At 64.7% G+C, this 24,591-nt stretch carries 19 protein-coding genes; 7 read left to right on the plus strand and 12 right to left on the minus strand.

Going from position 1 to position 24,591, the window contains the following annotated elements:
- Positions 1-2: 2 nt before the first annotated feature.
- On the minus strand, positions 3-1,964 hold the full coding sequence (locus R9B85_RS15515) for a methyl-accepting chemotaxis protein (protein WP_423770345.1): 1,962 nt from the start codon (positions 1,962-1,964) through the stop codon (positions 3-5).
- Positions 1,965-2,189: 225 nt separating this feature from the next.
- On the minus strand, positions 2,190-3,548 hold the full coding sequence (locus R9B85_RS15520) for a diguanylate cyclase (RefSeq protein ID WP_112254135.1): 1,359 nt from the start codon (positions 3,546-3,548) through the stop codon (positions 2,190-2,192).
- A 248-nt stretch (positions 3,549-3,796) separates the two neighbouring features.
- Between R9B85_RS15520 and R9B85_RS15525 the strand changes: the two genes are divergently transcribed.
- The 4 genes from R9B85_RS15525 (at position 3,797) to speA (ending at position 8,139) form a co-directional block, all read left to right on the plus strand.
- On the plus strand, positions 3,797-4,864 hold the full coding sequence (locus R9B85_RS15525) for a DUF2333 family protein (RefSeq protein WP_112254136.1): 1,068 nt from the start codon (positions 3,797-3,799) through the stop codon (positions 4,862-4,864).
- 2 nt (positions 4,865-4,866) lie between these two features.
- The gene (locus R9B85_RS15530) at positions 4,867-5,403 is read left to right on the plus strand and encodes an NUDIX hydrolase (protein ID WP_112254137.1); all 537 of its coding nucleotides are present in this window, start codon (positions 4,867-4,869) and stop codon (positions 5,401-5,403) included.
- 298 nt (positions 5,404-5,701) lie between these two features.
- On the plus strand, positions 5,702-6,073 hold the full coding sequence (locus tag R9B85_RS15535) for a translation initiation factor Sui1 (RefSeq protein ID WP_112254138.1): 372 nt from the start codon (positions 5,702-5,704) through the stop codon (positions 6,071-6,073).
- 152 nt (positions 6,074-6,225) lie between these two features.
- Positions 6,226-8,139 carry an arginine decarboxylase gene (gene speA / locus R9B85_RS15540; RefSeq protein WP_112254139.1) on the plus strand — a complete coding sequence of 638 codons (1,914 nt, stop codon included), beginning with the start codon at positions 6,226-6,228 and terminating at the stop codon, positions 8,137-8,139.
- Between the two features lie 35 nt (positions 8,140-8,174).
- Here speA and R9B85_RS15545 read toward each other — a convergent pair whose 3' ends face one another.
- The 3 genes from R9B85_RS15545 to R9B85_RS15555 form a co-directional block, all read right to left on the minus strand.
- Positions 8,175-8,606: a hypothetical protein gene (locus tag R9B85_RS15545; protein ID WP_112254140.1), complete on the minus strand. Its 432-nt coding sequence runs from the start codon at positions 8,604-8,606 to the stop codon at positions 8,175-8,177.
- Positions 8,584-8,934, minus strand: coding sequence for a polymorphic toxin type 44 domain-containing protein (locus tag R9B85_RS15550; RefSeq protein WP_252192246.1), 351 nt, complete (start codon positions 8,932-8,934; stop codon positions 8,584-8,586). The genes R9B85_RS15545 and R9B85_RS15550 overlap by 23 nt, the downstream gene beginning before the upstream one ends.
- Before the next feature lie 135 nt (positions 8,935-9,069).
- A complete protein-coding gene (locus R9B85_RS15555) occupies positions 9,070-10,425 on the minus strand; it encodes an MATE family efflux transporter (protein ID WP_112254142.1) in 1,356 nt (451 codons plus the stop codon).
- 288 nt (positions 10,426-10,713) lie between these two features.
- Here R9B85_RS15555 and R9B85_RS15560 point away from each other — a divergent pair, with 288 nt between their 5' ends.
- On the plus strand, positions 10,714-15,615 hold the full coding sequence (locus R9B85_RS15560) for an alpha-2-macroglobulin family protein (RefSeq protein ID WP_423770346.1): 4,902 nt from the start codon (positions 10,714-10,716) through the stop codon (positions 15,613-15,615).
- A 161-nt stretch (positions 15,616-15,776) separates the two neighbouring features.
- On the opposite strand, the gene R9B85_RS15565 is transcribed toward R9B85_RS15560, so the two are convergent.
- Positions 15,777-16,070, minus strand: coding sequence for a hypothetical protein (locus tag R9B85_RS15565; RefSeq protein ID WP_112254144.1), 294 nt, complete (start codon positions 16,068-16,070; stop codon positions 15,777-15,779).
- A 77-nt stretch (positions 16,071-16,147) separates the two neighbouring features.
- On the opposite strand from R9B85_RS15565, the gene pbpC reads away from it, so the two are divergent.
- Complete coding sequence (gene pbpC, locus R9B85_RS15570; RefSeq protein ID WP_215521441.1) at positions 16,148-18,502, plus strand: peptidoglycan glycosyltransferase PbpC; 2,355 nt, start codon at positions 16,148-16,150, stop codon at positions 18,500-18,502.
- A gap of 213 nt (positions 18,503-18,715) precedes the next feature.
- A complete protein-coding gene (locus tag R9B85_RS15575; RefSeq protein WP_423770347.1) occupies positions 18,716-20,380 on the plus strand; it encodes a ShlB/FhaC/HecB family hemolysin secretion/activation protein in 1,665 nt (554 codons plus the stop codon).
- Between the two features lie 144 nt (positions 20,381-20,524).
- Here the strand turns inward: R9B85_RS15575 and R9B85_RS15580 are convergent, their stop codons facing one another.
- The 6 genes from R9B85_RS15580 to R9B85_RS15605 form a co-directional block, all read right to left on the minus strand.
- Positions 20,525-21,301: a response regulator transcription factor gene (locus tag R9B85_RS15580; RefSeq protein WP_112254147.1), complete on the minus strand. Its 777-nt coding sequence runs from the start codon at positions 21,299-21,301 to the stop codon at positions 20,525-20,527.
- Positions 21,302-21,420: 119 nt separating this feature from the next.
- Positions 21,421-21,891 carry a prepilin peptidase gene (locus R9B85_RS15585; protein WP_423770348.1) on the minus strand — a complete coding sequence of 157 codons (471 nt, stop codon included), beginning with the start codon at positions 21,889-21,891 and terminating at the stop codon, positions 21,421-21,423.
- 279 nt (positions 21,892-22,170) lie between these two features.
- A complete protein-coding gene (locus R9B85_RS15590) occupies positions 22,171-22,740 on the minus strand; it encodes a DUF4136 domain-containing protein (protein WP_112254149.1) in 570 nt (189 codons plus the stop codon).
- A gap of 19 nt (positions 22,741-22,759) precedes the next feature.
- A complete protein-coding gene (locus tag R9B85_RS15595; protein WP_112254150.1) occupies positions 22,760-23,395 on the minus strand; it encodes a DUF4136 domain-containing protein in 636 nt (211 codons plus the stop codon).
- A 21-nt stretch (positions 23,396-23,416) separates the two neighbouring features.
- Positions 23,417-24,166, minus strand: coding sequence for a methyltransferase domain-containing protein (locus R9B85_RS15600; protein ID WP_100413275.1), 750 nt, complete (start codon positions 24,164-24,166; stop codon positions 23,417-23,419).
- A complete protein-coding gene (locus R9B85_RS15605) occupies positions 24,163-24,468 on the minus strand; it encodes a MazG-like family protein (protein WP_013970728.1) in 306 nt (101 codons plus the stop codon). Before R9B85_RS15605 ends, R9B85_RS15600 begins: the two co-directional genes overlap by 4 nt.
- Positions 24,469-24,591 lie beyond the last annotated feature (123 nt).

The following is a 24,591-nucleotide window of genomic DNA, read 5'->3' on the forward strand; positions in this document are numbered from 1 at the left end:
ACCTAGACTCTGAATGCCCGCACCGCCCGGTTCAGCTCACCCCCCAGGCTCAGCAACTGCTCCCCTTGCTCGCGCCCCTCGCCAATGCGCTGCAGGTTGTCCTCACCCAACTCATGAATCCGCTCGCTGTGGTCGCGGATCTCGCTCACGGCTCCACTCTGCTGCGCCGTGACATCGGCAATCCGCACCGCAGTGTCCGAAATGGTGCGAATGGCGCAGACAATCTCGTCCAGCGCCCCATCCGCCGCCTGGGCCTGGTTGGCCGTGGCCTCGGCATGCTCAAGCTGCGCACGCATCCCGGCCACCGAACTTCTGGCTGCCTGCTGCAAGCGGTCGATCAGGGCCTGAATTTCGCCGGTAGCCCCGGTGGTGCGCTGTGCCAGCGAACGCACCTCATCGGCAACCACGGCAAAGCCACGGCCCATTTCACCGGCGCGGGCCGCTTCGATCGCGGCATTCAGCGCCAGCAGGTTGGTCTGCTCGGCGATCGAGCGGATCACCGTCAGCACGCCGCCGATGGTTGCAGACTCCTCCGCCAGTTGTTCGATCATGCGGGCGTTGCCCTGCACCTCGTCGACCAGCTCACGCAAACCCGACAGGCTCTGGCCGATCACCGCCTGGCCCTGCTCCACTGCACGCCCTGCATCGCGGCTGGCATCGGCTGCGGCGCTGGCGTCGCCGGCCACTTGCTGGATGGTCGCTTCCAGTTCGCCCAGGGCATCGCGGATCTGCCCGGTGTCGCCGGCCTGGCGTTCGGCGCCGTCATGCAGGGCGGCGCTCATGCCGGCCAGGGCATGGCTGCTGCCAGCCACCTGCTCGGCGTTGTGGCGGATGGTGCCGACCAGCTCCACAAGGTACTGGCGCAGGCGGTTGAGCGATTCCTGGATGTCGCGCAGTTCGCGGTTGGTCCTGCCCAGGGCAATGACCTCGGCGAAGTTACCCTCGGCCCAGCGCGACAGGGCTGGGGCCAGGCCGGTAAGGGTACGCGCCAGGCGGCGTTGCAAGGTGTCGATAAGCAGGGCGATAAGCAGGATCAGGCCGATCATCAGGCCCTGGATGATGCGTACTTCGGCGGCAATTTTCGCATGCAGGGCGCGTACCTCGGGCTCCAGCGCCGCAATGGCCTGCTGCACGGCCTCCAGGCGCTGGCCGGCGCTGGCGGCCAGGGCGACGCGGCGCTCGATCTGTTCGCGGGTGCGCTGCAGTTCGGACGGGTAGCGGCCGAGCAGGCTCTGCAGCTCGCGCTTGAGGCCAACGGCAATGTCTTCCTGTTGGGTGCTGGCCTGGGTTTCCAGGCCCATCAAAGCGGCGAAGTCGTCGGCACCGGATTCAGCGGTGCGGGTTACGCCCAGCAAGGGCAAGGCATCGATCGCCTGGGCCTGGGCGCGGATCAGTTGCAGCTCGCGCTCCACTTCGTCGGCCAGCTCCGGGCGGCCGCTGCTGACCAACTTGTCCCGGGCCAGCGACAGGCGACCGAGGTGCACGGTGGCGTCGAGCAGTGGCACCAGGTAGCGGTTGGCGTCGGCGCTGCCGCTGTCGCGGGCGTAGCCGGCCAGTTGTTCGAAGTTGGCGCCCAGTTCCCGCTCGGCCTGCAGCAGCAGCGCTTGCGGGTCGCCGGCCAGCTTGCCCGCGGCCAGCAGCTCTTCGGCGGTAAAGGCTTGCAGGTTGTCCAGGCTGGGGCGCAGTTTGTCGGCCAGTTCGCCAGGCCATGCGGCCAGCGCGGCCTGCAGCTGCTGGTTGGCCTCCATCGCCGCAGCGTGGCGCAGGGCATCGCCGCTGCCCAGGTAGGCCTGAATGTTGCGGGCCGCCTGGTTCTGGAACTGCTGGGACAGGCCCAGGTAGCGCTCCATCAGTTGGTAGGGGCGCTCCAGGGCCCGCTGCGACCACCACAAGGTGGCGCCCAGGGCGATACACACGGTTACCAGCAACAGGGTGTTGAAATTGGTCAGCCACTTCAGGCGCATAGCCGCGAGCTTCCTGCGGGGGAGGGGAGAGGTCGGTGGCTGAAGTTATTGCGATTTTGTGACGGGGTGATGACGACAGGCGGTTGGCGCCATAAAAAAGTGGCACAGTGCCTCTATTCTAACCTGTGCCGGCCTCTTCGCGGCTAAAGCCGCTCCCACAGGGACTGCGCAATCCCTGTGGGAGCGGCTTTAGCCGCGAAGAGGCCGGCACAGGCAAAGTTTGATTCAGGGCTCTACACGCACCACACAATTACGCCCGGCATGCTTGGCCCGATACAGCGCCTCGTCCGCCGCACTGGCCATGGTCAGCGCGTCCAGCCCCTCATCCAGCTGCACCACCCCTGCACTGAAGGTGCACTGCAAGTCCCGCGGCTGCGCCGGGTAGAGTATCTCGGCAAAGCGCCGGCGGATTTCGTCCAGCACCTTGTGCGCTGCGTCCAGTGCGGTATTGGGCATGACAATGGCGAACTCTTCACCACCGTAACGGCCAATGAAATCGGTCTTGCGCAAGCGCTGCTTGAGAAACAGCGCCAGGCTTTTGATCACTCGGTCGCCCATGGGGTGGCCGTGGCGGTCGTTGATCTTCTTGAAGTGGTCGATGTCGAGCATCGCAAAACTCAACGGCTGCTGCTCGCGACGGGCGCGGAAGCTGCAGTCTTCCAGCAGTTGCAGGATGTGGGTGTGGTTGTACAACCCGGTCAGGCTGTCGCGCACCATGCGCGCCTTCAGGTGCCGGGCACGGGCGGCGCGGTTGCGCACGGTGGTGATCAGGTGGCGTGAGCGAAACGGTTTGGTCAGGAAGTCATCACCGCCTTCGCTCATGGCATCCAGCTGCTTGTCCAGGTCGTCCTCGGCAGACAGGTAGATGATCGGCACGCTGACATAACGGTCGCTGTGACGGATCACCTTGGCCAGCTCAGGGCCGGTGCAGGCTGGCATGTACAGGTCGAGGATGATCAGGTCGGGCTGGAAGTCGGCCAGCTCGGCCATGGTGCGGATCGGGTCGGTCAGGCTGCGGGTGATCATGCCGGCGCTGGCCAGCACACGCTCGGTGTACAGGGCTTGGGTGCGCGAGTCGTCGATGATCAGCACGCGCAACGGGTCGTGCGGGGTGGCATTGGTCAGCAGTTCGACCTTTTCCAGCAGGCTGGAGGCTTCCAGGGTGCCGGTGAGGAAGTCCTGGCCACCGGCGCGCACTGCTGCCAGGCGGGTCGGGGTGTCGGTTTCGTGGTGGCTGAAGAACAGCAGCGGTATATGCCGGGCCAGCCCCTGCTGCACCTGGGCAGCCAGCAGCAGGCCTTGGCCGGCACCATTGAAGTCGACATCCATGATGATGGCCGAGGGCGGATATTCGCTGATCGAGGCCAGAAAAGCTGCGGCGCTGGCAAGCGTCTGCACCACCAGGCCAAAGAATTCCAGTTGCTGGGCCAGGCGCTGGGCTCGCTCGTGGTCCTGCAGCAGGATGTACACCGGCCTGCGCAGGGGCGGCAGCAGCACCTGGTCGAGCGGGTCGTCCTTGCGCAGGCCGCTACGCGTCAGCTGTTGGGCGGGGCACAGCGGGCTCGGCTCGGCTGCTTGGCTCATGTCCTGGCTACTTGTAGGTTGGGGTGTGCAGGGGCAATGATGGCTCTATGCTAGCAGTTCTTTTCAGGCGCGTGACTGCCCTGCATCAACAAAGCGGCCAGAACGATTATTCAGTTGCTGACCGATTGGTCGCTTATGCGTAAGGCGGTGTCTGCTTTATAGTGCTGCCACGCGGGCTTGCCGTGGCACCCTGGCGCAGGCCTGTGGTCCAAGCCCCTGAACCGTCGTGACTGATTAAGGACAAAGCCATGCTGGACTGGAAAAACCGTGAGGCCAAAGCCGAGCCCCGCGAGCGTGTCGACGGCCGTGGCGCCGCTGCCCGTAGCTACCTTGGCGGCCTCTGGAGCCGTGCCCTGGGGACCCTGATCGGGTTGTACCTGCTGGTGTGTATCGGCCTTGGCTGGTACTGGAGCCAGGAGCCGGAGCTGTTCCCGGTGCAGCAGAGCGCCCAGGCTGCAGCCGAGCGCACTGGCCAGCAGATGGTGGTGGGCTACACCACTATCGAAACCCTCAAGACCGTGGCCGGCACCTTGCTGAACAAGCCGGGTGGCTACATTTCCAACGACCGCTTCCCGCCAGGGCTGTGGATGGACAACATGCCGAGCTGGGAATATGGCGTATTGGTCCAGGTGCGCGACCTGTCCCGCGCCCTGCGCAAGGACTTCGCACGTTCGCAGTCGCAGTCCACCGAAGACGCCGACCTGGCCAAGGCCGAGCCGCGGTTCAACTTCGACAACAAGAGCTGGATCCTGCCGTCGAGCGAGTCGGAGTTCGAAGAGGGCATCAAGTCGCTTACCCGCTACCAGACCCGTCTGGCTGCCGGCGACAAGGGTGCGATCTTCTACACCCGTGCCGACAACCTGAACAACTGGCTGGGTGATGTGGCCACCCGCCTGGGCTCGCTGTCGCAGCGCCTGTCGGCCAGCGTTGGCCGGGTCAAGCTCAACACCACGCTGAAGACCGAGTCGGTGGTCGCCGGCCAGGCGCCGCAGGTGGACGAGGAACTGGTGGAAACCCCATGGCTGCAGATCGACAACGTGTTCTACGAAGCCCGTGGCCAGGCCTGGGCGCTGTCGCACCTGCTGCGCGCCATCGAGGTGGACTTTGCCGACGTGCTGGCGAAGAAGAACGCCACGGTCAGCGTGCGCCAGATCATCCGTGAGCTGGAAGCCTCGCAGGAAGCACTGTGGAGCCCGATGGTGCTCAATGGCAGCGGCTTCGGCATGTGGGCCAACCACTCGCTGGTCATGGCCAACTACATTTCCCGCGCCAACGCGGCGGTCATCGACCTGCGTCAGCTGCTGTCGCAAGGTTGATGATGGCTATCAGCCCGAACGAGGCCGCCCACCGGGCAGCTTCCGACCGAGAACTGGTCACCTGGGTGGACGAAGCCGACCAGGTGCTGGGGGCCTTGCCCCGTGCCGAACTGCGCGAGCGCGGCCTGATCGGGCGTTGCACGTTCATTCTGCTGTTCAACAGTGCCGGTGAACTGTGCGTGCACCGGCGCACCCTGAGCAAGGCGCTGTACCCGGGGTACTGGGATGTGGCGGCAGGCGGCATGGTGACGGCCGGGGAGGCGTATGCCGATTCGGCAGCGCGAGAGCTGGCCGAGGAGCTGGGGATCGACGGTGTGGAGCTGCGTTTTCATGAGCGGTTCTACTTTGACCAGCCGGATAACCACTTGTGGTGTGCGGTGTATTCGGCGGTGTCGAATGCGCCGTTGCGCTTGCAGCCGGAAGAGGTGATCGAGGCGCGCTTCATTGGTCTGGAGCAGGCTGAGCAAGAAAGCCTGACGAAGCCGTATTGCCCGGACTCGTTGGCGGCGTTGCAGCGCTATAAAGCCAGCCTCAAATAGATGCGTGGGCCATGCCGGCCCCTTCGCGGGTAAACCCGCTCCCACAGGGATTTCACAGGCCGTGAAACCTGCGCAATACCTGTGGGAGCGGGTTTACCCGCGAAGGGGTCGCAAAACATTCGCAAAATGCCGCATTCCGGTACTTAGCAACAGCCGGATTTATCGTTACACTGCGCGCCCTTTTCGGGCTGCCGCAGGTCTTGCGGTGGTAGCGCCGCCCCTGCCAGAGTGGGGCTTCGCGGTCGGGCTCAACCCCCTGGGGCCGACCAGTTTTTGTCCTCAGCACAGAGGAACAAAAGTGGCCAAGAAAGCTTCTTCCTTCGCCGCCCTTGGCGGTCTCGTTTACTCCACCGACGCCGGTCGGCACTGCCCCGACTGTGGCCAGCCGGTGGATGCCTGTACCTGCAAGCAGCAGGTCATCCCCGAAGGCGATGGCATTGCCCGTGTGCGCCGCGAAAGCAAGGGCCGCGGCGGCAAGACCGTGACCACCGTCACCGGCGTGCCGCTGCCGCTCGACCAGCTCAAGGAGCTGGCCGCTACCCTCAAGCGCCGTTGCGGTACCGGTGGCGCCCTGAAGGATGGGGTCATCGAAATCCAGGGCGACCATGTCGAGCTGCTGATCGGTGAGCTGACCAAACAGGGCTTCAAGGCGAAAAAGTCCGGCGGCTGATGCGGCCACGCGATTTTTTGCCCAGTGCTTTCTAAACTCGTTGCCATGACCAGGGTCTACCCCAGGGCACGGACGAATCGTCATTTTTGGCTTTTACACTGCGCCCGCCACCTTGCGGGGCAGTGTCTTCGACTTATCTATAGGGGACTTGAATGTCCGTACGACGCACACGCAAAGACGATGGTAGCCAATGGACCGTGGCCGACAGCCGCAGTGTTTATGGTATCCGCCATTGGGGCGCTGGTTATTTCGCCATCAATGAAGCCGGGCGCGTCGAAGTGCGCCCCAACGGCCCGAAAAGCGCACCGATCGACCTGTTCGAACAGGTCGACGAATTGCGCCAGAGCGGCTTGTCGCTGCCATTGCTGGTGCGCTTCCCCGACATTCTGCAGGACCGCGTGCGCCAGCTGACCGGCGCCTTCGATGCCAACATCGCGCGCCTGGAATACCAGAGTAAGTACACCGCGCTGTACCCGATCAAGGTCAACCAGCAGGAAGCGGTGGTGGAAAATATCATCGCCACGCAGAACGTCTCCATTGGCCTGGAAGCCGGCTCCAAGCCAGAGCTGCTGGCCGTGCTGGCGCTGGCACCGAAGGGCGGCACCATCGTCTGCAACGGCTACAAGGACCGCGAGTTCATCCGCCTGGCGCTGATGGGCCAGAAGCTTGGCCACAACGTGTTCATCGTCATCGAGAAAGAGTCGGAAGTGGCTCTGGTGATCGAGGAGGCCGCCGAGCTCAAGGTCAAGCCACAGGTCGGCCTGCGTGTACGGCTGTCGTCGCTGGCTTCGAGCAAGTGGGCCGACACTGGCGGCGAGAAGTCCAAGTTCGGCTTGTCCGCCGCCCAGCTGATTTCGGTGGTTCAGCGCTTCCGCGATGCCGGCCTGGACCAGGGTATCCGCCTGCTGCACTTCCACATGGGTTCGCAGATTGCCAACCTGGCCGACTACCAGCACGGCTTCAAGGAAGCCATCCGTTACTACGGTGAGCTGCGTGCGCTGGGCCTGCCGGTCGACCATATCGATGTGGGCGGCGGTTTGGGCGTGGACTACGACGGTACCCACTCGCGCAATGCCAGCTCGATCAACTACGACATGGACGACTACGCCGGCGTGGTGGTGGGCATGCTCAAGGAGTTCTGCGACGCGCAGGGCCTGCCGCACCCGCACATCTTCTCCGAGAGCGGCCGTTCGCTGACCGCGCACCACGCCATGCTGGTCATCCAGGTGACCGACGTCGAGAAGCACAACGACGACGTGCCGACCATCGAGAACAAGGAAGCCCTGCCCGAGACCGTGCAGTGGCTGGTCGACCTGCTCGGCCCGACCGACATAGAGATGGTGACCGAGACCTACTGGCGCGCCACCCACTACATGGGTGACGTGGCTGCGCAGTATGCCGATGGCAAGATCAGCCTGGCCGAGAAAGCCCTGGCCGAGCAGTGTTACTTTGCCGTGTGCCGCCGCCTGCACAACTCGCTGAAAGCCCGCCAGCGCTCGCACCGTCAGGTGCTGGACGAGCTGAACGACAAGCTGGCCGACAAGTACATCTGCAACTTCTCGGTGTTCCAGAGCCTGCCGGACACCTGGGCCATCGGCCAGGTACTGCCGATCATCCCGCTGCACCGCCTGGACGAAGAGCCGATGCGTCGTGCCGTGCTGCAGGACCTGACCTGCGACTCCGACGGCAAGATCAACCAGTACGTGGACGAGCAGAGCATCGAGACCAGCATGCCGGTGCATGCGGTGAAGGAGGGCGAGGATTACCTGCTGGGTGTGTTCCTGGTCGGTGCCTACCAGGAGATCCTCGGTGACATGCACAACCTGTTCGGTGACACCGACTCGGTGAACATCTACCAGAACGCCGACGGTAGTGTGTACCACGCCGGTATCGAGACCCACGATACCATCGAAGACATGCTGCGCTACGTGCACCTGTCGCCGGAGGAATTGATGACGCACTACCGTGACAAGGTGGCCAGCGCCAGGATCACCGCGCGTGAGCGGACCCAGTACCTGGATGCCCTGCGCCTTGGTCTGACCCGGTCTTCGTACCTGTCTTCCTGACTGCAAGAGGGGCCGCTATGCGGCCCCTTCTTTTTCTACTTTGGGTGAGCTGTTGCCGTGAGCTCGATAGTGATTGGCACAACAGCACCATTCTCTTTGAGAATCGATGTGCTCGAATAGCTGTACACCGTATCCTGAGTTCGGGCCGCTATTTTCAAACCCTCCACGTGCTCTATCGCGCCAGATTGCCGTGTCACCAGAAAAGGTTTAAGTCTCTCTAGATTCGGTAGTACCTGCTCATCTCGCTGGGTTTGTTCAGCCACAAAGTACAAATAAATCAGCGGCACCGTCGCCCCACCGTCATTGCTTAGCACTTCATAGACTGCGCTGTGTTTGCCAATAGGGGTGACAGAAACAACCTTGGTCAACACAGGTTTGGAGCCTGAGGTGAGAATCCATAGGGCTTGTCCGAGGGCGAGCAGAAGCAGGGCGGCTATCAGCCATTTAGTAGCCGAACGTCTTCGCATATCTGATACCTGCCTTGATCCATTCCTGATCTTCGGGATCGTCACCATAAGGCGGGTCCCCCCACCATGAGCCAAATGTAGAGTTACTGGTGCCAGCACGGCTTTGCGCCCACCCGGCGCCTCTCAACAAGAATTCTTCCGAGAGACCAGCAGCAGTTCCGGTTGCGCCGTAATTGAAATTTCCCAAGGCCTCATACTTCCTTCCTTGTTGCTTGTAGTCCCACTTACCTCCATTTCGAACCATGGAATAGAACCACGATATTAAAAAGCCGGTGCCGCCATTTTTGAAGTAATCACGCTCTCGGCTGGCAGCATGCATGTTGCTCATTACACAGACGCCAGAAGGTGCAGGTGGTGGGTACATGATGGCTCCTTGCTCATGGCATGGAAGATGACGCCCCCTCCGTGGGCAGAGCTCTTTTTTTGCCTTGAGCCATCTAATGCAGTCAACTGAGCAATTCTTTCATATTGTGTTCTCCTGCTCCGCCACCCACTTGTCTTGCAGGTTCAATTTCCACCCCACCCACCCCAGCGTCACCGCCCGCAACGCCATGAACCCGAGGAAGGCCAACCACAACCCATGGTTGCCAAACCCACCCATGAGCACGCCCAACGGAAGCGCAATCAGCACCGACAGCAACATCGCATTGCGCATCTCCCGCGCCCGGGTCGCGCCAATGAACAGCCCATCCAGCAAGTAGCTCCATACCGCAATCAACGGCAGCAATGCCAGGTACGGCAGGTACGGATAAGCCGCTGCCCGAACGCTCTCGATGTCGGTCTGCAAATCGATGAACAGGTGCCCACCCAGCAGGAACAACCCGGCAAACCCCACGCTGGTGATCATCGACCAACCACAGGCCACCACCAGCGAGCGGCGCAGGGTGTCGCGGTCGCGGGCGCCAATGGCATGGCCGCACAGGGCCTCCACCGCATGCGCCAACCCGTCGAGCGCATAGGCAGTCAGCAGCAGGCCGTTAAGCAGCAGGGCATTGGCCGCCACGGTAGCCTCACCGAGGCGTGCGCCCTGCACGGTTATCAGCAGGAACACCAGTTGCAGCGCCAGGCTGCGCAGGAAGATGTCGCGGTTCACCGCCAGCAGCGGCCGCCAGGCCTGCCAGCGCTTGAGCGCCGCCCATACGATCTGCCCTGGGTAGGCACGCAAGGCCGGGCGTGTCAGGGCCAGGCCGAGCAGGGCAGCGCTCCATTCGGCAATCACCGACGCCCGCGCCGAACCCAGCACGCCCCAGTTCAGGCCAAGCACGAACCACAGGTTCAAGGCGATGTTCAGCAGGTTGGTGGTCAGCAGGATGGCCAGCGGCGCCCGCGCGTTCTGGGTGCCGAGGAACCAGCCGACCAGGGCGTAGCTGGCCAGTGCCGCCGGCAGGCCGAGCAGGCGGGTATGGAAGAAGTCTTCGGTGGCGTGCTGCAGAGCCGCGCTGGGTTGCATCGCGTGCAACGCCAGCTGGCTGAAGGGCAGCGCCAGCAGGCCGATCAGCAGGGCGAAGCCGACTGCCAGCAAAAGCCCTTGTACCAGCACTTGGCGCAACGCTGCACCGTCGCCACGGCCGGCGGCCTGAGCAGCGAAACCGGTGGAGCCCATGCGCAGGAAGCCCATCAGGCCGACCATGAAGGTGAACAGCGTGGCACCCACGGCCACGGCACCCAACTGGTGGGCGTGAGGGAGGTGGCCGATGACCGTGCTGTCGACCAGGGCTACCAGCGGCACGGAGATGTTGGACAGGATCATCGGCGCGGCCAGGGCCCAGACCTTGTGGTGGGTGGGGCGGTGGTGCCAGTCGGTGGTCAGTGAGGTCATCGGGTGTCCTGGGAAATTCTGGGGCTGCTGCGCAGCCCTTTCGCGACACAAGGCCGCTCCCACAGGAACTGCAAGGCCTTCCAGGTTGCCGCGGTCCCTGTAGGAGCGGCCTTGTGTCGCGAAAGGGGCGCAAAGCGCCCCCCGCTTTTCTGAATAGCCAGCAGTGTACCGGCCATGCAGCCAATTCGCGCGACCACAGTCACACTTGACGCGCAACGCCGGGTACTGCACTCGCCGTTGCGCTATAGTTGCTGCCCTCACGTACACGCTGCCTAAGAGTTCTACTCCATGTTCAACAAAGGATTGTTGCTGGCCTGCGCGCTGGCTTTGCTCAGTGCCTGTGACTCTTCGACGCCGGACAAGCCGGCGCCATCCGAAAAACCGGCGGCCACAGCGCCCGCCGCCACCCCGGCTCCCCAGCGCGAAGACCCGGCTGTACTCGCCAAACGCTACGAGGGCCGCGAGCTGACGGTGCTGGATGTTTCCGAAGTGCAGCTCGATGGCGCTGCAACGCTGTCGATCAATTTCTCCGCGCCGCTTGATGCCAAGCAGGATTTCGCCAGCAAAGTGCATCTGGTCGATACCGTCAAAGGCAAGCTCGACGGCGCCTGGGAGCTTACCGACAACCAGATGGAGCTGCGCCTGCGCCACCTGGAGCCGCAGCGCAAGCTGGTGCTGACCGTCGACAAGGGCCTGCTGGCGGTCAACGGCAAGCAGCTGGACAGCGAGTCGATAACCCGCCTGGAAACCCGCGACATGCAGCCGACCATCGGCTTCGCCAGCCGCGGTTCGCTGCTGCCCACGCGCCTGGCCGAAGGCTTGCCGGTGATCGCGCTCAACGTTGACAAGGTCGATGTCGAGTTCTTCCGCGTGAAGCCGGACATGCTCTCGACCTTCCTGGTCAACTGGGGGCGCAACAGCAGCCTGTACTACTACCAGTCCAAGGAAACCCTGGACATGGCCGAGCTGGTCTACAGCGGCCGCTTCGACCTCAACCCTGCCCGCAACACCCGCGAGACCGTGCTGCTGCCGATCGCCGGCATCAAGCCGTTGCAAGAGCCGGGCGTGTACCTGGCGGTGATGCGTGCCTCGGGCACCTACGACTACTCGCAGCCAGCGACGCTATTCACCCTCAGCGACATCGGTGTGTCCGCGCATCGCTACCGCGACCGCCTCGACGTGTTCGCCCAGGCCCTGGAAGGTGGCAAGGCAATGAACGGCGTCAACCTGGAAATCCATGACGACAAGGGCAAGCTGCTGGCCCAGGCCAGCACCGATAGCGATGGCCACGCCCAGCTGCCGATCACGCCAAAGGCCGACACCCTGATCGCCACCCAGGGTGTGCACACTACTCTGCTGCGCCTGAGCAGCGCGGCGCTGGACCTGGCCGAGTTCGACATCACCGGCCCGCAGGCCAACCCGCTGCAGTTCTTCATCTTCGGCCCGCGTGACCTGTATCGCCCCGGTGAAACGGTGTTGCTCAACGGCCTGCTGCGCGACCAGGACGGCAAGCCGGTCAAGGCTCAGCCGGTGAGCGTGGAAGTGCGTCGCCCGGACGAGCAGGTCAGCCGCAAGTTCGTCTGGGAAGCCGACGGCAATGGCCTGTACCAATACCAGCTGCAGCTGGCCAGCGAGGCCCCGACCGGCCGCTGGCAACTGCTGCTCGACCTGGGTGGCGGGCGCAAGCAGGTGTATGAATTCCTCGTCGAAGATTTCCTGCCCGAGCGCCTGGCGCTGGAACTCAAGGGCAGCAGCAAACCGTTGTCTCCGGATCAGGATGCGCGCATCCAGGTCAATGGCCGTTACCTCTACGGCGCCCCGGCTGCCGGCAACCGCCTGAGCGGCCAGGCCTATGTTCGCCCGCTGCGCGAGGCGGTACCGGCGCTGCCTGGCTACCAGTTCGGCTCGGTCACCGAAACCGAGCTGAACCAGGACCTGGAGCTGGACGAAGTCACCCTCGACCAGGCCGGTAAGGCCGTGGTCGACATCGAAAGCCGCTGGGCCGAAGCCCGCTCGCCGCTGCAACTGACCGTGCAGGCCAGCCTGCAGGAGTCGGGTGGCCGGCCGATCACCCGGCGCCTGGAACAACCCATCTGGCCGGCCGAGCGACTGCCGGGCCTGCGCGGCCTGTTCGACGGCGAGGAAACCGACAGTGACGGGCCGGTGGAGTTCGAGTTCCTGGTGGCCGACCGCAACGGCAAGAAGCTGGCGGCCAACGACCTCAAGGTGCGGCTGGTACGCGAGCGCCGTGACTACTACTGGAACTACTCGCAGAGCGATGGCTGGAGCTACGCCTACAACGAGAAGTTCCTCACCCAGAGCGAAGAGACCGTCAGCGTCAAGGCCGGCTCCACTGCCAAGCTGAGCTTCCAGGTGGAATGGGGCCCGTACCGTGTCGAGGTGGAAGACCCGCAGACTGGCCTGGTGTCCAGCGCGCGCTTCTGGGCCGGCTATCGCGCCCAGGACAACGCCGAAGGCGGTGCGGTGCGGCCGGACCAGGTCAAGCTGGCGCTAGACAAACCGGCCTACGCCGACGGCGCTACCGCCAAGGTTACCGTCACCCCGCCCGCAGCCGGCAGTGGCTACCTGATGATCGAGTCCAGCGATGGCCCGCTGTGGTGGCAGGAGATTGACGTACCCGCCGAGGGCAAGACGTTCGACGTGGAGCTGGACAAGCAGTGGGCACGCCACGACCTGTACATCAGCGCGCTGGTGATCCGCCCGGGTGAGCGCAAGGCCAACGCCACGCCGAAACGCGCGGTAGGCGTGCTGCACCTGCCGCTGAACCGCGCCGAACGCAAGTTGGCGGTGAGCCTGCAGGCACCGGAGAAAATGCGTCCGAAACAGCCGCTGACCGTGAAGATCAAGGCTGCAAATGCCGATGGCAGCGTGCCCAAACAGGTGCATGTGCTGTTGTCGGCGGTGGATGTGGGCATCCTCAACATTACCGATTTCAAGACCCCCGACCCGTTCGCCAGCCTGTTCGGGCGCAAGGCCTACGGTGCTGACCAGCTGGATATCTACGGCCAGTTGATCGAAGCCGGCCAGGGCCGCCTGGCCAGCCTGGCATTTGGCGGTGACGCGGCGATGGCCAAGGGTGGCAAGCGCCCCAACACCACTGTGACCATCGTCGCCCAGCAGAGCCTGCCGGTGACCCTGGACGACAAGGGCGAGGGCCAGGCCACGGTCGATATCCCTGACTTCAATGGCGAACTGCGGCTCATGGCCCAGGCCTGGACCGAGGAACAGTTCGGCATGGCCGAAGGCAAGACCGTGGTCGCCGCGCCGCTGATCGCCGAGCTCTCGGCGCCGCGTTTCCTGGCCGGTGGCGACCGCACCAGCCTGGCGCTGGACCTCGCCAACCTGTCAGGGCGTGCCCAGCAGCTGAACGTCGAAATCGGTACCGAAGGTCAGCTGAGTCTGGCGGCCAACGCCGTGCAGAACGTTGCCCTGGCTGAAGGCCAGCGCTCGACGTTGATGATCCCGGTACAGGCCCAGGGTGGCCTGGGGCAAGGCAAGGTGCATGTGCGGGTCACTGGCCTGCAGCTGCCCAACGAGCCGACCGGCGCGTTCGAGCGCGAGTGGACGCTGGGCGTGCGCCCGGCCTACCCGGCGATGCTCAAGCACTACCGCGTGGCCTTGAAGGACCAGCCATGGACCCTGCCTGAAGCAGACCTGGCCGCCTTCGAACCCGCCGGGCTTGAAGCCAGCCTGGCCTTGTCGAGCCGGCCGCCGCTGAACCTGGCCGAGCAGATCCGTGCCCTCGAAGCCTACCCTTACGGTTGCCTGGAGCAGACCACCAGCGGCCTCTACCCGTCGCTGTATGCCGATGCCGACAGCCTGAAGCGCCTGGGCATCAAGGGCGAGCCTGCCGATGTGCGCAAGCGCAAGATCGAGATGGGTATCGAGCACCTGCTGGGCATGCAGCGCTACAACGGCAGCTTCGGCCTGTGGAGCTCGGACAGCGAAGAAGAGTACTGGCTGACCGCCTATGTCACCGACTTCCTGCTGCGCGCCCGTGACCAAGGCTATGGTGTGCCGGCCGAAGCGCTGAAGAAGGCCAGCGAACGCCTGTTGCGCTACCTGCAGGAGCGCAACCTGATCGAAGTCGACTACAGCGAGAACGCCGAACACACCCGGTTCGCCGTGCAGGCTTATGCGGCGTTGGTGCTGTCGCGCAGTCAGCAGGCGCCGTTGGGCGCTTTGCGTGGCCTGTTCGAACGCCGCGCCGACGCCCGCTCTGGCCTGCCGCTGGTGCAACTGGCGGTGGCGCTGGACAAGATGGGCGACAAGCCGCGTGCCGAGCAGGCCCTGCAGGCGGGCCTGGGCATCAGCCGCGGTAAAGGCTGGATGGCCGACTATGGTAGCGCTCTGCGCGACCAGGCACTGATCCTGGCGCTGCTGCAGGAAAGCAACCTGGCCAGCCGTCAGGTCGACCAGCGCCTGTTCGCCCTGTCGGATGAGCTGGCGGCCAACCGCTGGCTGTCGACCCAGGAGCGCAATGCGCTGTTCCTGGCCGGCCGTGGCCTGCTGGGCAAGCCGGAAGGCCAGTGGCAGGCGCGCCTGGACAGCGCGGGCGAAGTTCGCGAGTTCAACAATGCCGAGTCCGGCATGAAGCTCGAAGGCCCGTTGCTGGCTTCGCCGCTGAGCGTGCAGAACCAAGGCAGCGAGACGCTGTACCAGCAACTGACCTTGTCGGGTTACCCACGCCAGGCGCCTGCTGCCAGCGGCAACGGCATGCAGATCCGCCGTGAGTACCTGGGCATGAATGGCCAGCCGTTGGACCTGCACAACCTGCGCAGCGGCGACCTGGTGTTGGTGCACCTGGCGCTCAAGGCTGAAGACAGGGTGCCGGATGCGCTGGTGGTGGACTTGCTACCGGCAGGCCTGGAGCTGGAAAACCAGAACCTGGCGCAGAGTGCCGCCAGCCTGGACAACGCCAGCAGTGCGGTGAAGGAATGGCGCGAGTCGATGCAGAACGCCAGCGTTGTGCACCAGGAATATCGCGATGACCGTTACGTCGCGGCGCTCAAGCTGGACAGCTACGGCACCACCCACCTGCTTTACCTGGCACGGGCGGTGACCCCGGGCACCTACCGCGTGCCGCCGCCGCAGGTCGAATCGATGTACCGGCCAAACCTGCAGGCCGTGGGGGATGGGCAAGGGGAGATGACCGTAAAAGCCCGCTAAGCACCTGCCTTGCGCGCACTATGTGGGAGCGGCCTTGTGTCGCGAAAGGGCCGCAAAGCGGCCCCGGCATTTCAAGCGGCGGAGCTGAGATCCTGGGGCTGCTGCGCAGCCCTTTCGCGACACAAGGCCGCTCCCACAGGTCTGCGCCGGGCAGTTCAATGTCAGTGAATCACCCAGCTCATAACCCACAACCCCAGCAGCAGCCAGATGATCCCGAGGATGATCGAGGCGCGCATGAACGCACGGATGGCCGAATACAGCAGCGCCAACCCGACGATCAGGGCGAGGATGCTGAGCAGCGAGGTGTCCATGCCCAAGGTGCGCGCCAGGCCATCGATGAAATTGCCACCGGCATTGGCCAGCAGGTTGAACAGCCCGCTCAATGCGTCGACGATGAAGCGGATCAACGACCCCAGCGCCTGGCCCAGCCACTCGAAAAAACCTTCTACATGCATAGTTGCTTCCTGATGAACGAATCGGCGATGTTGCCGTTCCCAAGCCTTTGGCCATCACCTGGCCAGGTCGGTTCCCGATGCCAAGCTTAACGCGGCCGCGTACCCGTGCGGGCAGGCTGTTGCGCGCCACAGTGATCGGCTTGGTGGTGCTGTTCGGCCTGTTGTGGCTGGCCGACCGCCTCTGGCCGCTGCCCATGCCCGGCGACGACCTGGCCCGGGTGGTGCTGGCCGAGGACGGCACGCCGCTGTGGCGCTTCGCCGATGCCGATGGCGTGTGGCGCTACCCGGTCAGCCCCGACGAGGTTTCGCCGCTGTATCTGCAGGCGTTGCTCACCTACGAGGACCGCTGGTTCTACAGCCACCCCGGGGTCAATCCGCTGGCCCTGGCCCGCGCTGCCTGGCTGAACCTGCGTGGCGGGCGTGTGGTGTCGGGTGGCAGCACGCTGTCGATGCAGGTCGCGCGCCTGCTCGACCCGCATGAGCGCACCTTGGCCGGCAAGCTGCGCCAGTTGTGGCGCACGGCGCAGCTGGAATGGCATCTGTCCAAGCGCGAAATCCTGCAGATCTACCTGGACCGTGCGCCCTTCGGCGGCACCCTGCAGGGCGTGGCAGCCGCCAGCTGGGCCTACCTGGGCAAGTCGCCCATGCACCTGACCCCGTCCGAAGCGGCGCTGCTGGCCGTGCTGCCCCAGGCGCCCAGCCGCCTGCGCCCGGACCGCCACCCCGAACGAGCCCAGCGCGCCCGGGACAAAGTGCTGCAACGCCTGGCCGAATACCAGGTGTGGCCGGCTCGGCAAATCCGTGAGGCTGGCGAAGAACCGCTGGTGCTGGCGCCACGTCAGGAACCAACCCTGGCGCCGCTGCTGGCCCGGCGCCTGAACAGCGCCGACAGCCCGCCGCTGATCCGCACCACGCTCGACGCCGCGTTGCAGCGGCGCCTTGAAGACCTGCTGCTGGGCTGGCGCGCGCGGCTGCCGGAGCGCACCTCCGCCGCCATACTGGTGGTCGATGCGCAAACCATGGCGGTGCGTGCCTACCTCGGCTCGATCGACCTGGCCGACGAGCGCCGCTTCGGGCATGTCGACATGGTGCGTTCTTTGCGCTCGCCGGGCTCTACCCTCAAGCCGTTCCTCTACGGCATGGCACTGGATGACGGCCTGATCCATTCCGAGTCGCTGCTGCAGGATGTGCCGCGACGCTATGGCGACTACCGCCCCGGCAACTTCTCCATGGGCTTCAGCGGGCCGGTGTCGGCCAGTTCGGCGCTGGCGCTGTCGCTCAACCTGCCGGCGGTGCAGCTGCTGGAGGCCTACGGCCCGAAACGCTTTGCCGCGCAACTGCGCACGGCGGGCATGCCGCTGATACTGCCGCCCCTGGCCGAGCCCAACCTGTCGTTGATCCTGGGTGGCGCGGGTAGCCGCCTGGAGGATCTGGTGGGTGGCTACGCTGCGCTGGCGCGGGGTGGCAACAGTGCGCGGGTGCGCCTGCAACCGCAGGATCCGTTGCTGGAGCGGCGCCTGTTGTCACCGGGGGCTGCGTGGATCATCCGGCGCATCCTCAGCGGCCAGGCGCGCCCCGACCGCGACCCGCATGCCGAGCTGGTGCAACGCCCGCAACTGGCCTGGAAAACCGGCACCAGCTATGGCTTTCGCGACGCCTGGTCGATCGGCGTGGGCCCGCGCTACCTGATCGGCGTATGGATCGGCCGCCCCGACGGCACACCGGTACCCGGCCAATTCGGGCTGGCTTCGGCAGCGCCGCTGATGCTGCAGGTGCACGACCTGCTGAGCAACCGTGACAGCCAGCGTGGCATCAGCGTGCCGGTGGAGCGGGTGCCGGCGAATGTCGGTGTGGCGGCGATCTGTTGGCCGCTGGGCCAGCCAATGAACAAGCAGGACCCCAATTGCCGGCGACAGCGTTTCGCCTGGACTCTGGACGGCACTACGCCGCCAACCCTGCAGGCCGCCGACCAGCCACTCGGCCTGGGCCTGCGTGAAAGCGTATGGGTCAACGGCCAGGGGCTGCGCGTCGATGGCAGTTGCCCGGGCGCCAAGGCCCGCGACATCGCTCTATGGCCCGCGCCGCTGGAGCCTTGGCTGCCACGCGCGGAGCGGCGTGCGGCGCGCCTGCCGGCCATCGACCCGGCCTGCCCGCCGCAGGTGCCGGCCAGCGCTCCACCGCTTTCGATCGTGGGCGTGCGCCCGGGCGACAACCTGCGGCGCCCGGCCACCAGCAGCGAACCGTTGCAGCTATATGTGTCGGCGCTGGGGGGCGGCGGTCGGCGCTGGTGGTTCCTCAACGGCCAGCCATTGGGCGAAACCCAGGGGCAGGACAGCCTGCTGGTGCGCTTCCAGCAGGTAGGCCAGGCCGAAATCAGCGCGCTGGATGAAAGCGGCGAGACCGCGCGCGTGGCATTCCAGGTCAGTGAGTAGCCGTTCGACGAGGGCCGAGGCAGCACCTACGCTTGCAGGTAACGGGTGTGACCGGCTGGCGCCCCTGATGCCTGTCAGTCAAGCAATTTGGGGCCGCTTTGCGGCCCTTCGCGGGCACACCCGCTCCCACAGTTCAGGAAATGCGCGATCTCTGTGGGAGCGGGCGCGCCCGCGAAGGGCTGCAACGCAGCCCCAGGGAACATGGAGCGCCCTATGCGTCCTCTGGCCGTGCCCCTGTTGTTGCTGCCTTGGGCGCTTGCGGCCCATGCCGAGCCTTTGCCGGGTTTTCTCGACAGCCATGAGTACGAACGTCGCCTGCCCGCCGCCAACCTGCCGATAGACGCCTACCGCCCGGTCAGCGCTCACCTGCAGATCGCCGCGGTGGATGGCGGCAGCGCCGCCTGGGCGCCTGCCGATACCCGGCTGGTGCTGCATAAAGTGCGCTTCGAGGGCGGCACGGTGTTCCCCCTGAGCGAGCTGCGCGAACACTACCAACCGCTGATCGGGCACCAGACCACGTTGGGCGAGCTGCAGCAATACACCGCGCGCCTGACCCAGCGCTATCGGCAGGAAGGCTACCTGTTGTCGTACGCCTACCTGCCGCCGCAGGAGGTGACCGAGGGCCGGGTCAATGTGGTACTGGTCGAAGGTTATATCCGTGATTACCACGTAGACGGCGATATCGGCCCGGCCAGCGCCTATCTGCAGCAGCTCCTGCAACGGCTTGCAGCCGAGCGCCCGCTGACCCGGGAAACGCTGGAGCGCTACCTGGGCCTGGCCGAGCGCCTGCCAGGGGTGACGTTAGAGCCGCAGCTGGCCGTGGCGCAAACCGCTGATGGTGCCGCGCGGTTGACCGTGCATGCGCGACGTAAGCCGTTCAGCGCTGCTGTTACCGTGACTGATGGCAACCGCGACGATGCGCAGGCGCTGCTGACGGCAATCAGCCACGCCCAGACCCGCTTTGCCGAACAGATCGAGGCCAGCTTGTTGCTGCCACCGGGGAATGACCAGGTGCATTACCAGCGTCTGGCCTACAGCCAGTACCTGGACGCGGGTGGCAGCCAGCTGCTGGTGTCGGCCTCGCGCTACCGCAGCGAACCGGGCACGCGAACTCGGCTGGACGATGGCCGTGACATCACCCGCAAGCGCGACAGCGATCACTACGCGATCGGCCTGCGCCAGCCGGTGATCGTCAGGCCGGATGAATGGATGGCGGTGCAGGGGCAGGTGTATTCGGTCAGTGAGCACTTCGAAGACCAAGTGGACGGACTGCCAACGGCACGGGACTACGACACCTACGTGCGTGCGCTGTCATTCGAGGGCGACTGGCGCAAGGTGGAAGGGGGCCGTTTGCGTATCGTCAGTGCCGGCGTCTATCAGGGCCTGGATTACCTGGGGGCGCGCAGCGATGCCGACTACGATCTGGATTTTCTGCGGTTGCGGCTGTCCGGCTTGCAGAGCGACACGTTGCCCGGTAACTGGCAGGGGGTGGTCGCCGGGGCGTTGTACTGGAGTGATGACCGCTTGCCCGACAGCGAGCGTGCGGGGTTTGGCGGGCAGAATTTCGGCCGTGGCTACCCACGCGACCAGGCGGACGGGGACAAGGGCTGGGGTGTGGCTTACGAGGTGAACTACAGCATGCACGGCGCCTGGCTGGCGTTGGTGCGGCCCTATGTGGTGCTGGATACGGCGCAGGCCTGGCATAACCGGGGGCCTGTGGAGGATGCTCACTTAGCGTCGGCGGCGCTTGGTCTGCGGTTGGGTGATAGTCGCTTGTTCAATGTGGCGCTGGAGGTGGCCAAGCCTTTGGCGGATATCGCACTGGATAGCCTGGACCGCGGGCCTCGGCTTACCTTGAGTATTGGCATTCAATTGTAAGGGGCTGCTGTGGGAGCGGGCGCGCCCGCGAAGAATCCAACGCGGTGCATGGCACCGGCTGCGCCGGTGTTCGCGGGCGCGCCCGCTCCCACGGGTGTCGCGATGTGGCTGCATCGCAGCCGCCAAGATCCTGAAGCTACCTGTTTAGTGGGTAGTAAACCGCTGATGCACCGGCGACGAACTGGGGGTCATTGCCAGTGCCAGCTGGGTGCGGTTGTGCATGTGGGTCAGGCGTAGCACCTGGGACACATACAGTTTCACGGTATTTTCGGTAATGCCCAGCTCACAGGCGATCTGGTAGTTGGTCTTGCCCTTGCCCACCAGGCGGGCCACTTCCAACTGGCGTGGCGACAGCTTCCCGAACGCCGCTGGCAGCTCGCTTTCACTTTCTTCCACATCCGTGGCACGCCGATGGGTTCCCTGGCCGCGGGCTTTTTCCAGATCCTGGTAGAGCTCGTCAATCGATTCGGCCAGATCCTGCAGGCGCTGGTTCAATCCGCCGAGGTCGCGGAAGTTGCGCTGGCGTTCCAGCAACGCTTCTTCCTGCCGACGTACGCCTTCGAGCAGTTCATCGAAGTCCACTGGCTTCTGGTAGTAGTCGGCAAAACCTTCACGTAGCGCGCGAATTACATCCTGTTTTTCGGCACGCCCGGTCAACATGATTGCCTCGAACATGCGCTGGTTGCCGTTGGCCTGCTTCAAGGTGCGCATCAGTTCGATGCCATCCCGTCCCGGCATGTGCAGGTCGCAGATGAGCAGGCCGATGCCCGGGTCTGCCATATAGCGCTCGATGGCTTCGTCAGTAGAATGGGCCGGCACGCAGAGGTAACCCTTTGTTTCGAGGAAATCACAGAGTTGTTCGACAATGACCGATTGGTCATCCACCACCAAAACCTTCAACTCACTCACTTGTCTGGACACGATCCACTCCCTGTTCGTATACGGCCCTGCTCCTGGGCCAGACGCTCTGGCAGTTTAAAAATAGTCGCACCAAGCGAATATGTACAAGTTTTGTACAAGGTGTAGGGCCGCAGGCCAGCTCATTGGACCCATACCGCTGTCAAAAGAAAGCCGGCCAGCACATAGGGGACGAACGCCTGCTTGTCGCCCATTTCCTCGGTCAGCGCGTGCAAACGTTTTTTCACCTTGGGGTTGAGCAATGTCCAGAGTCGCCGACGGGTGAGCAGCCACAGCAACACGCTGACTCCGGCGCCGATGAAGGTGCCAAGCACGTATTGCGGGCTGGTTGCCAGGGCCAGCGCGCCCATCAGCTTGACGTCATCGGCGCCGAAACGGCCTAGCATGTAGCCGGGCAGGGTCAGCAGCATGACGATGGCCAGCGCCCAGCCGGCATCGCTGGCATCCGCGCCGATCCAGCTGTGCCCGGTGGCGAAAAGCCAGGCCAGTGCGCAGGTAGCCACGCCAAGGGTGAGCATGTTGGATATCTGGCGTTGACGCACATCCTGTTCGCAGCACAAGGCAAGCCACAGCAGGAGAACAATGCTTTGCATTGGCAGGTCGCCTTTCCCAAATGTTGAACGCATCTACCCGGTCAGTCAGGTTTCCTTAAGTGAAGATAGACAAGAACCTGCGGGGAGTGGAGCGGGAGAGGGAAAAAGGCGTGGCCGGGAAGGGTATTGTCGCTGTTGAAACAGGCCTTGCAGGCGACCCTTGTGGGAGCGGGTTCACCCGCGAACACCGGCAAAGCCGGTGCCATGCACCGCGTCGTTCTCTTCGCGGGTAAACCCGCTCCCACAGGGGCTTTGGCGCATGCATGAACGCGTTCGGAGTTATTTCCTGCTACCCGGCGGATAGTTGCCCAGCACTTTGGCCACGGTGTTCTGGATCGCGCTGTTGCGCTCTTCCGGGCTTGGCGGGTAGTTGTTCATGATCTGCTCGGCACTGCCGCGCCACACCAGCTTGCCGTCACGCCCATCGAACAGGTCGATCTGGATGGTCGCGACCTTGTAGTCGACGCTGCGGGTTTCGTTGTACATCGGGCCACCCCAGTAGCCGCCCCAGTAGCCTCCCCAGCCACCGCCGTAATTGGTGGTGATCTGTTGCTGGCGCTGCTCGACGATCAGGTAAGCGCGCACTGTCAGGTCCGGCCGCGCGCCACCTTGTACCGGGCGCAGGCCGCGCTGGTCGAGTTGGCTTGCGACTGCCTGGCGAATGCGCTGCTCGGTCAGGTCGCTCTTGATTCGTGGGTCGTCCGGGCGGTACTGCAGGCCCGGTTCCTGCCATGCCCAGCTGCGGTAGGCGGCAAAGTCACGGCTGGCATCGAAATCCTGCTGGACGTTATTGCTGGAACAGGCGGCGAGCAATAACGCGAATGACAGTAGAACAAGGCGGCGCAACATGATGGTTCTCCGTTGGATATCAACTGGGAGGATAGCCGTTGAGCGCCTTGTGCACAGAATCGCGCAGGGCGCTTTCGCGTTCACGCGGCGAGTCCTTGTCGCTGCCGCTCTCGGCGCTGGCACTCCATACCGGCTGGCCGCTGCGGGCGTCGTACAGGTCGATACGCACCACCATCACCTGCACCTCGTAGGTGCGCACGATGGGCACGCTGGCATAGCCACCATAGCCATGGCGGTAGCCGCCATAGCCGACGCCACCGTAGGGGTACGGGCCGTAGTAAGGGTCGTAGGCATCGTAGTCGCGTACTTGGCGCAAGCGTTTTTCCAGGCGTATGTCGGCGCTGACCAGCAAGTCGACGGTGCCGCCCCGGGCGGGACGCAGGCCATGCTGGTCCAGCGCGCCGCTGACAGCATCGGCCAGTTGCGCCGGGTCGGTATCGACCGAGCCACTGGGCAACTGGCCGTTACGCCAGCTCCAGCTGCGGTAGTGCCCGTAATCACGGGCCGGTGTGGGGTAGGCACTGGCGTCGAAGGTGCTGGCCGCCTGGGCCGGTGCCGGTGGTAACGGGCGGCTGCTGGCCACATAGGGGTTGCTGCCCTGGCAGCCAGCCAGGGCAAGCGGCAGCACGGCCAGGCACAACAGACGGTACGGCATGTATTCCTCCCGGCGGGCAGGTCAACGGGGGCGGCAGACCCAGTGCAGGTAGCGGCCGAGCCCGGCGAAGCTGGGGTGTCGACGGTAGGCCAGTTCCATTTCCAGCAGGTCGAGCAGCTCGGCCTTGCCCTGGAATTCCTTGGGCATGTAGTCGTGGAACACCCGCACGCCGCTTTCGCTTTCAACCTGCCACATAGGTTCAAGTTGCGCCCTGAGTTCGCGCGGATCAAGTGGTTTTTGCGGGGTCAGGCTCTGCTTTTCACCTTCCAGACGGTTGCTGCGCAACTTGCGGAAGTGGCCCTTGAGCAGGTTGCGATAGACCAGGGCGTCGCGGTTGTAGAAGGCCAGCGACAGCCACCCGGAAGGGGCCGTGAGCTGGTGCAGCACCGGCAGGATGCTTTCGGGCTCGGCCAACCATTCGAGGACGGCGTGGCACAGCACCAGGTCGTAGGGCTCGGTCAGCTGGCCGAGCAGGTCCTGCCATGGGGCCTGGATGAAGGTGGCCGGTTGGCCAGCCTCGGCAAAGCGCGCCCGTGCGCCGTCGAGCATCGGCGCGGCGGGTTCGGCCAGGGTCAGCTGGTGACCGCGCTGAGCCAGCCACAAGGCCATGTGACCCAAGCCGGCGCCGATGTCGAGGATACGCAGCGGGCGGTCGGGCAAGGCTTCGGCCAGGTCGGCCTGCAGCACGGCCAGGCGGATGGCGCCCTTGGCGCCGCCGTAGATCTTCTCGGCAAAGCGGGTGGCCAGCTCATCGAAGTGACGGTCGTTCATCGGGCGAAGCGCCTCTCGCTGTCGGCCAGCTTGGCCCGCACCACCTGGTCCATGTCCAGGCCTAGCTCGCTGCACAGCAGCAACAGGTACAGCACCACATCGCCGATTTCCTGGCCGGCATGGGCCAACTTGTCGGCGGGCAGCTGGCGCGATTGGTCTTCGCTCAGCCACTGGAAGATTTCCACCAGTTCGGCCATTTCGACGCTGGCGGCCATGGCCAGGTTCTTCGGGCTGTGGAAGCCGCGCCAGTCGTTGTTGTCGCGGATCTGGTGCAGGCGTTGGGTGAGTTCTTGCAGGTTCATCGGGGGTCTCCTAATGCTGCATAGCTTCTGCGCAGGCCCGATGCAAAGCAAGGGGGCCGCTATGCGGCCCATCGCGACGCAAGGCCGCTCCCACAAGAGGTCACTGGCATCAAACCGAACGCG

Source organism: Pseudomonas sp. NLJ1 (assembly GCF_049486705.1).
Taxonomy (GTDB): Bacteria; Pseudomonadota; Gammaproteobacteria; order Pseudomonadales; family Pseudomonadaceae; genus Aquipseudomonas; species Aquipseudomonas inefficax.